This window comes from Streptomyces triticisoli (genome assembly GCF_003270085.1).
Taxonomy (GTDB): domain Bacteria; phylum Actinomycetota; class Actinomycetes; order Streptomycetales; family Streptomycetaceae; genus Streptomyces; species Streptomyces triticisoli.
Genome location: NZ_QFDQ01000210.1, coordinates 1 through 8,518, shown reverse-complemented (window position 1 = coordinate 8,518; position 8,518 = coordinate 1). Strand labels below are relative to the sequence as shown.

The window sequence follows — 8,518 nt, the reverse complement described above, 5'->3', positions numbered from 1 at the left end:
GGCCGCCCCCGGCCGGGGGACGTGCGGCGCGGGCGCCTGGGTGGCGGCCGGCCGACGCTGGGACGGCGGGCGGGAGTCCGGCGTCTCCCGCCCGCCGCCGTTCTAGGCGCCCTTCGCGGGCAGTTCCTTGATCTGGATGTTGCGGAACGACACGTGGTCGGACGGACCGTGGTTCTGCAGTCCGATGTGGCCGTTCTTCATCCGCTCCGGGTCCTTGTTGGTGAAGTCGTTGATCCTGACTCCGTTGAGGAACACCTGGATGCGGTCGCCCTCGACGCGGATCTCGTAGCTGTTCCACTCCCCCGGCGGGCGCAGCGCGGCGTCACGGGCCTCGATGTCCGCCGACTGGAAGGAGTAGACGGCTCCGGTGGTCCGGTCCGGCGCGTCGGTGGCGTCGATCTGGATCTCGTAGCCCTTGTTCACCGCCGACCAGGGGTCGTCGGAGGCGGGGAAGCCCACGAAGACACCGGAGTTGTCGTCGCCCTGCATCCTCCAGTCCAGCTTCAGGGAGTAGGACGTGAACTCCTTGGCCTGGTACCAGAGCAGGCCCATGCCGCCCTCGGAGTGCAGTGCGCCGTCCTTGACGGTGAAGCCGCCCGGTCCGGCCTGCTTCCAGCCGTCGAGGGTGTGGCCGTTGAAGAGGTCCCGGTAGCCGGTGCGCGGCTTGCAGTCCGCCTTCTCCTGGCCGGTGGCGTACTTCAGTCCGCCGAGCAGGTGGCTGCGGAAGCCGTCCTCGGCGTAGGACTCCTTGGTGTGGCCCATGCCGGTGTAGAAGGAGCGGCCGCCCTGGTAGTCGTGGCACCAGGCGATCGGGTGGTCGCCCTTCATCCTGCCGCCCTGGTAGGTGGTCTCGTCCAGGGTGGCCAGGACGCGGACGTCGTCACGCGGGTTGGAGCGGTAGTCGTACCACTCGTCGGTGCGCTCCCACGCGTCGTCGAGGTCCTTGGTGGCCGGGTGGTCGTGCTCGGGGACCCGGACGGTGGCCTGCTGGATCTGCGGGTGCGAGTTGAAGTAGGCGCCGACCAGGCCGCCGTAGAACGACCAGTCGTACTCGGTGTCGGCGGCCGCGTGGACCCCCATGTAACCGCCGCCGCCGGCGATGTACTTCTCGAACGCCTGCTTCTGGTCGGCGTTCAGGACGGTGCCGGTGGTGGAGAGGAAGACGACGGCGTCGTAGCGGGCGAGGTTGGCGGTGGTGAACTGCTGGGACTCCTCGGTGGCGTCGACGGTGATGCCGCTCTGCCCGCCGAGGTCCTTCAGGGTCTGGACTCCGGTGGGGATGGAGTCGTGCCGGAAGCCGGCCGTCTTGGAGAAGACCAGGACGCGCTTGGCGTTCTTCACGGGCTTCTTGTCCGAGATCACGAAGTCGTCGAGGTCGTAGAGCGCTCCGTCGCCGCCCTTGAAGACCAGGTACAGCTCGGTGGTCTTCTTCGGGAGCTTGCTGAGCGGGATGTCGATGTTCTGGAAGGTCTCCCAGCTGCCGGTCACCGGGACGGTCCCGGAGCCGTGCAGGGTGCCGTTCGGCCCTCCGGTGCGGACCTCCAGGTAGCCGCCGGCGCCGCCGGAGGAGACCCGGGCGGTGAGCGTCCGAGCACCCTCGAGGTTGTAGGGCTTGAAGGAGATCCAGTCGCCGTTGTCGATGTCGCCGACGGTCTTGCCGCCGTGCGCCTGGGTCTTGTCGTAGGTGCGGATGCCGCTCTGGCTGCCGAAGTGCTCGGCCTGCCGGTGGCGGGGCTGGAGCACGATCTGGGCGTGGGTGGTCAACGCGTCCTGGCCGCCGCCGCCGTTGTCGGTGTACTCGGCGTCGAGGACGCCGAAGATGTTGGCGTTGGGGTCGTGCTCGCCGTCGGCCGGCGCGGTGATGGTGCCCTCGCAGCCGTTGGCCGAGGTGATCGGGTGGCCGTGGCTGTCGTGGCCGAGGATGTAGCGGACGGTGACCTTGGAGCAGTCGATCTTCTTGTCCTCGGGGTCGGTGACCTTCACCTTGAACGGGATGGTGTCACCGAACTCGAACAGGGCGCCGTCGGCCGGGGTCTGGAAGGTGACGGTGGGCGCGGTGTTGCCGACGACCACGTGGACGTTGGCGGTGGCGGTGTAGCCGGTCGGGTCCGTCACGGTCACGGTGGCGGTGTACGTGCCGTTGGCGCGGTAGGTGTGCCGGGGCGACTCGCCGGTGCCGGTGGTGCCGTCACCGAAGTCCCAGCGGTAGGTGAGGGTGTCGCCGTCGGCGTCGCTGCCCTCCGCGGAGAAGGACACCTTCAGGGGCGCCTTGCCGGAGGTCCTGTCCGAGGTGGCGGTCACGGTCGGCGCGTGGCCGTTGGTGACGTTCTCGATGCGGTAGAGCCCGGAGTTCGCGTCGCCGCCGAACCAGGACGTGCCGTAGTCCAGGACGTAGAGGGCGCCTTCCGGGCCGAAGGCCATGTCCATCACCTGGGTCCCGGACCAGGGGAACGGGTTGATGGACCGGACGGTGCCGTCGTCGTCGTGCACGATCCGCTTGATCCAGCGGCGGCCGTACTCACCGGCGAAGAAGTCCCCGTCGTAGGACTCGGGGAACTTGGCGGCGGAGTTCAGGTCGGGGTCGTAGCGGTAGACCGGGCCGCCCATCGGGGACTCGGAGCCGGTGCCGAACTCGGGGATCGAACCGCCGTCGTAGTCGATCCAGGCCGGCTCGGCCGGCGGGAGGTCGACCAGGCCGGTGTTGTTCGGCGAGGTGTTCTTCGGCGCGGAGCAGTCGAAGGCCTCACCGGACTGCCTGGTGGCGAAGTCGTAGTCGATGTACGGCTCGTTCTTGCCGACGCAGTAGGGCCAGCCGTAGTTGCCGGGCTTGGTCACGCGGTCGAACTCGACCATGCCGGAGGGGCCGCGGTCGGGGTTGGCACGGCCGGCGTCCGGGCCGTACTCGCCGATGTAGATGTGTCCGGTGGGCTTGTCGATGCTGAACCGGAACGGGTTGCGGAAGCCCATCGCGTAGATCTCGGGACGGGTCTTCGGGGTGCCCGGGGCGAAGAGGTTGCCCTCGGGGATGTCGTAGGAGCCGTCCGGTTTGACCTTGATCCGCAGGAGCTTGCCCCGCAGGTCATTGGTGTTGCCCGAGGTGCGCTGGGCGTCGAACGCCGGGTTGCGGTTCGACCGCTCGTCGATGGGGGTGTAGCCGTCGGAGGCGAAGGGGTTGGTGTCGTCGCCGGTCGACAGGTAGAGGTTGCCGTCCTTGTCGAAGTCGATGTCGCCGCCGACGTGGCAGCAGATGCCGCGGGACGCGGCGACCTCGAGGACGTTCTTCTCGCTCGCCAGGTCGAGGGTGCCGTCCTGCTTCAGGACGAAGCGGGAGAGCCGGTTGACGCCGTCGAAGGGGGCGAAGTCGGCGGCGGTGCCGTTCTCGGGGGCGTCGCCGGGCGGGGTGTTCAGCGGCGGCGCGTAGTAGAGGTAGACGAACCGGTTCTCGGCGAAGTCGGGGTCGATGCCGATCCCCTGGAGGCCTTCCTCGTCGTGGCTGTAGACGGCCAGCTTGCCCGCGACGGAGGTGTTGCCCTGCGCGTCGGTCAGGCGCAGGGTGCCGTCGCGGGAGGTGTGCAGGACGCTGCGGTCCGGGAGGACGGCCAGCGACATCGGTTCGCCGACCTCGGCGGCACCCTTGGCGAGGGTGATCTGCTGGAAGTCCTCGGCGGCGGCCGCGGCCGGCCTGGTGGCGTCGGGGTCGGCGGCGCTCGCCGGCGGCGCGGCGAGTGCGAGCGAGGTGCCTGCGAGGAGTGAGCCGGTGAGGAGTGCGAGTGCCTCGCGGAATCTACGACGTTTCCTGTGCACGAAATTCCCTCCGGGAGGGTGGGTCGTACGGGGAGGATGCGGTGCGCCGGGGTGCGCCGTCACCCCGGAGATGTGCGTGACCTGTACAACTCCGGGACCGTAGCTGTCTTTGTCGGAGTCGGATAGCCCTTGCACAACAGGGAAGTTGAACTTTTTCCAGTCCCAGGACAAAGCGGTTTCCGGGCAGGCCGGAGCGGCGGGTGGCGCCCCGCGCCCCCGAAGGGGCGCGGGGAACCACCCGCTCAGCCGCGGCCCGCCCGCGGACGACACGCCGAACGGCGCCCCGCTCCCCGCGGAGCTAGTCGCTGCCGAAGGCCGCGTCGAACGAGGCGCTCGGCGGGTCGAAGTCGAACTCCTTGAGCCGCCGCAGCGCTTCGGGAGCGCCCTGCAGCCGGTCCATGCCGGCGTCCTCCCACTCGACGGAGATCGGGCCCTCGTAGCCGATGGAGCGCAGCATGCGGAAGACGTCCTCCCAGGGGACGTCGCCGTGCCCGGCGGAGACGAAGTCCCAGCCGCGCCGGGGGTCGCCCCAGGGCAGGTGGGAGCCGAGGCGGCCGTTGCGGCCGTCGAGCCGTTTGCGGGCCTCCTTGCAGTCGACGTGGTAGATCCGGTCGCGGAAGTCCCACAGGAAGCCGACCGGGTCGAGGTCCTGCCACACGAAGTGCGAGGGGTCGAAGTTGAGGCCGAAAGCGGGACGGTGGCCGATGGCCTCCAGGGCGCGGTGGGTCGTCCAGTAGTCGTAGGCGATCTCGCTGGGGTGGACCTCGTGCGCGAAGCGGACGCCCTCGGCGTCGAACACGTCGAGGATCGGGTTCCAGCGCTCGGCGAAGTCCTCGTAGCCGCGTTCGATCATGCCCGGCGGGACGGGCGGGAACATGGCGACGAGGTGCCAGATGGCGGATCCGGTGAAGCCGATGACGGTGTCGACGCCGAACGCGGCCGCGGCGCGCGCGGTGTCGGCCATTTCGGCGGCGGCCCGCTGCCGTACGCCCTCGGCCTCGCCGTCGCCCCAGATCCGGGCGGGCAGGATCGCCCGGTGGCGTTCGTCGATGATGGCGTCGCACACCGCCTGCCCGACCAGGTGGTTGGAGACCGCCCAGCACTTCAGGCCGTACTTGTCGAGCAGTTGGTGCCGGGAGGGGATGTACGACGGGTCGGCGAGCGCCTTGTCGACTTCGAAGTGGTCTCCCCAGCAGGCGAGTTCGAGTCCGTCGTAGCCGAAGTCGCGGGCCAGGCGGCAGACCTCCTCCAGCGGCAGGTCGGCCCACTGGCCGGTGAACAGCGTGAATCTGCGCGGCATGGCGATGGCCTCCTCAGACGGCGACGGGTGTGTAGACGGAGTTCTTCTCGGCGCTCTCCTCCACCGCCGCGAGCACGCGCTGCACCTGCAGCCCGTCGGCGAAGGAGGGTTCGGGCCTGCTGCCCTCGGCGACCGCGTGGACCAGGTCGCGGGCCTGGTGGACGAAGGTGTGCTCGTAGCCGAGGCCGTGGCCCGGCGGCCACCAGGCGTCCAGGTAGGGGTGGTCGGGTTCGGTGACCAGGATGCGGCGGAAGCCGGCGTGGGTGCCGGGTTCGGTGCCGTCGTGGTAGTACAGCTCGTTCAGCCGCTCCAGGTCGAAGGCCAGCGAGCCGCGCTCGCCGTTGAGTTCGATGCGCAGGGCGTTCTTGCGACCGGTGGCGTAGCGGGTGGCCTCGAAGGAGGCGAGGGCGCCGGAGGTGAAGCGGCCGGTGAACAGGGCGGCGTCGTCGACGGTGACCTGTCCGGTGCCGGCCGTCGGGGCGCCGGACAGCCCGCTGGTGGCTGAGGCGGGCAGCGGCCGCTCCCGTACGAAGGTCTCGGTGAGCGCGGACACCCCGGCCAGCGGCTCCCCCGCCAGGAACTGCGCGAGGTCGACGATGTGCGCGCCGAGGTCGCCCAGGGAGCCCGAGCCGGCGGACTCCTTGCGCAGCCGCCAGGTCAGCGGGAACCGGGGGTCCACCAGCCAGTCCTGGAGGTACGTCACCCGCACGTGCCGCAGGGTGCCGACCCGGCCCTCGGCGACCATCCGCCGGGCCAGCGCGGTGGCCGGCACCCGGCGGTAGTTGAAGCCGACCATCGCCAACTGGCCCCGCTGCTGGGCCGCTTCGGCGGCCCGTGCCATCTCCTCCGCCTCGGCGACGCTGTTGGCGAGCGGCTTCTCGCACAGGACGTGCTTGCCCGCGGCGAGCGCGGCCAGCGCGATCTCGGCGTGGCTGTCGCCGGGGGTGCAGATGTCGACGAGGTCGACGTCGTCCCGGGCGATCAGTGCCCGCCAGTCGGTTTCGGCGGCGGCCCAGCCGTGCCGGTCGGCGGCCGCGCGGACGGCCGCCCCGTCACGGCCGCAGACCGCGGCCAGGACCGGCCGCAGCGGCAGGTCGAAGACCCGGCCCGCGGTGCGCCAGCCCTGGGAGTGGGCGGCGCCCATGAAGGCGTATCCGACCATGCCGATGCCGAGCGGCGGCTTTCCTCCTTCTGCTCCATCCGGCTGCTGCGGCTGTCCCATACGGATGTCCTCTCGTCTTCGTGGTGATGGCCCCGTGGTGCTGGCGCCGTGGGGGGTGCGGGGTGGCACGGTCAGCGGAAGCCGGTGGGCATGTACTGGTCGACGTTGGTCTTGTCGACCACCGCCGAGAACAGCGTGATGGACGCCGGGATCTCGAACTCCGCCATGCCGGAGACGCCCTTGCCCTGGCCCAGGGCCCGCGCCAGGTCGATCGCGGACGCGGCCATCGTCGGCGGGTACAGCACGGTGGCCTTCAGGACGCCCTTGTCCTGCTTGATCTGCTCGAACGCGGAGAGCGCGCCCGCACCGCCGACCATCAGGAACTCGTCACGCCCGGCCTGCCCGATGGCGCGCAGCGCGCCGACGCCCTGGTCGTCGTCGTGGTTCCACAGCGCGTCGATGCGCTTCTGCGCCTGGAGGAGCTGCGCCATCTTTGCCTGGCCGGACTCGACGGTGAACTCGGCCGCCTGACGGGCCACCTTGGTGATGTTGGGGTAGTTCTTCAGCGCGTCGTCGAAGCCCTGGGTGCGCTGCCTGGTCAGCTCCAGGTTGTCGAGGCCGGCGAGTTCGACGACCTTGGCGTTCTGCTTGCCCTTGAGCTTCTCGCCGATGTACTGCCCGGCGTTGAAGCCCATGCCGTAGTTGTCGCCGCCGATCCAGCAGCGGTACGCCTGCGGGGAGTTGAAGATCCGGTCGAGGTTTACGACGGGGATGCCCGCGCGCATCGCCTTCAGGCCGACCTGGGTGAGGGCCTTGCCGTCGGCGGGCAGGATCACCAGGACGTCGACCTTCTTGTTGATGAGGGTCTCGATCTGCCCGATCTGCGCGGCGGTGTCGTTGGAGCCCTCGGTGATCTCCAGGGTGACGTCGGAGTACTTCTCGGCGCGGTTCTTGGCGTTCTCGTTGATCGCGTTGAGCCAGCCGTGGTCGGCCTGGGGTCCGGCGAAGCCGATGGTGACCGGCTTGCCGGGCTTGTCGTCGGCGGCGGGACGGTCGCTCACCGCGGGCTTGGAGTTCTTGGGCTCGTTGCTGGTGCAGGAGGCGAGGAGGGCGGTGGCGCCGACGGCGGCGCCACCGAAGAGCAGACCTCTGCGGCTCGGTATCTGAGGCATGGCGATGGCCTTTCCGTTGAGGGGCGTACGGAGCGGGCGGCTCGGCTGGGCCCGCTGGGTTCGGCTGGGTGCGGCTAGGTGGTGGAGGCGGTGCGCCGCTGGACGAGGACGGCGGCGACGATGATGGCGCCCTTGGCTATCTGCTGGACGTCGCTCTGCAGGTTGTTCAGGGCGAAGATGTTGGTGATCGTGGTGAAGATCAGGACCCCGAGGACGGAACCGACGATGGTGCCCCGGCCACCGCTCAGCAGGGTCCCGCCGATGATCGCGGCGGCGATCGCGTCGAGTTCGTACAGGTTGCCGTTGGTGTTCTGGCCGGAGCCGGCCAGGACGATCAGCAGGAAGGCGGCGATGCCGCAGCACAGCCCGGACAGCAGGTAGAGGTAGAGGCGCTGGCGGCGGACGTCGATGCCGGCGAGGCGGGCCGCTTCCGCGTTGCCGCCGACGGCGACGGTGCGCCGCCCGAACGTGGTGCGGTTCAGCACGAGCCAGCCGATGACTGTGACGGCGGCGAAGACGAGGACCAGCGGCGGCACTCCGAGGACGTACGCGTCGCGTTCGCCGAGCCGCAGGATGCCGTCGATGGTGACGATCTGCGTCTTGCCGTCGGTGATCAGCAGGGCGAGGCCGCGCGCGGAGGCGAGCATGGCGAGCGTCGCGATGAACGGGACCATGCCGCCGTACGCGATGAGGACGCCGTTGATGAGCCCGCAGCCGAGGCCGACGAGCACCGCGGTGAACAGGACGCCCGCGAAGCCGTACTCCTGGGTGGCGACGGTGGTGGCCCACACGGAGGAGAGGGCGACGATCGCGCCGACGGACAGGTCGATGCCGCCGCTCATGATGACGAAGGTCATCCCGACGGTGACGACACCGATGATCGACGACAGGGTGAGCACCAGTTGCAGGTTGCGGATGTCCAGGAACTCGTCGGGCTTGGTGACGCCGCCGATCAGGACGAGGACGGCGAGCACGCCGAGCAGTGACAGGGTGCGCCCGTCGGCACGCGCCCACAGGGCGCGCAGCGGGCCGGCGCCGCCGGTGGGCGCACTCGCGCGGGGGGCGGGGGACGGCCCGGCG

General features: G+C 70.2%; 5 protein-coding genes. All 5 read right to left on the bottom strand.

What is annotated here, in order from left to right; all coding sequences use genetic code 11:
- Positions 1-102 precede the first annotated feature (102 nt).
- Positions 103-3,804 (bottom strand): ThuA domain-containing protein, encoded by a 3,702-nt coding sequence (locus DEP02_RS26065; RefSeq protein ID WP_112470131.1) that lies wholly within the window; start codon positions 3,802-3,804, stop codon positions 103-105.
- A gap of 298 nt (positions 3,805-4,102) precedes the next feature.
- A complete protein-coding gene (locus tag DEP02_RS26060; RefSeq protein WP_112470130.1) occupies positions 4,103-5,104 on the bottom strand; it encodes a sugar phosphate isomerase/epimerase family protein in 1,002 nt (333 codons plus the stop codon).
- 13 nt (positions 5,105-5,117) lie between these two features.
- Positions 5,118-6,326 carry a Gfo/Idh/MocA family protein gene (locus DEP02_RS26055; protein WP_112470129.1) on the bottom strand — a complete coding sequence of 403 codons (1,209 nt, stop codon included), beginning with the start codon at positions 6,324-6,326 and terminating at the stop codon, positions 5,118-5,120.
- Positions 6,327-6,397: 71 nt separating this feature from the next.
- Positions 6,398-7,438 carry a substrate-binding domain-containing protein gene (locus DEP02_RS26050; protein WP_112470128.1) on the bottom strand — a complete coding sequence of 347 codons (1,041 nt, stop codon included), beginning with the start codon at positions 7,436-7,438 and terminating at the stop codon, positions 6,398-6,400.
- Between the two features lie 74 nt (positions 7,439-7,512).
- Positions 7,513-8,463, bottom strand: a complete 951-nt coding sequence (locus DEP02_RS26045) for an ABC transporter permease (protein WP_232839282.1) — start codon at positions 8,461-8,463, stop codon at positions 7,513-7,515.
- Positions 8,464-8,518: the final 55 nt, after the last annotated feature.

Bases quoted from the DNA above. Each gene is read 5' to 3' on its own strand.
- DEP02_RS26055 (WP_112470129.1), bottom strand. From the start codon at position 6,326: ATGGGACAGCCGCAGCAGCCGGATGGAGCAGAAGGAGGAAAGCCGCCG.
- DEP02_RS26060 (WP_112470130.1), bottom strand. From the start codon at position 5,104: ATGCCGCGCAGATTCACGCTGTTCACCGGCCAGTGGGCCGACCTGCCG.
- DEP02_RS26050 (WP_112470128.1), bottom strand. From the start codon at position 7,438: ATGCCTCAGATACCGAGCCGCAGAGGTCTGCTCTTCGGTGGCGCCGCC.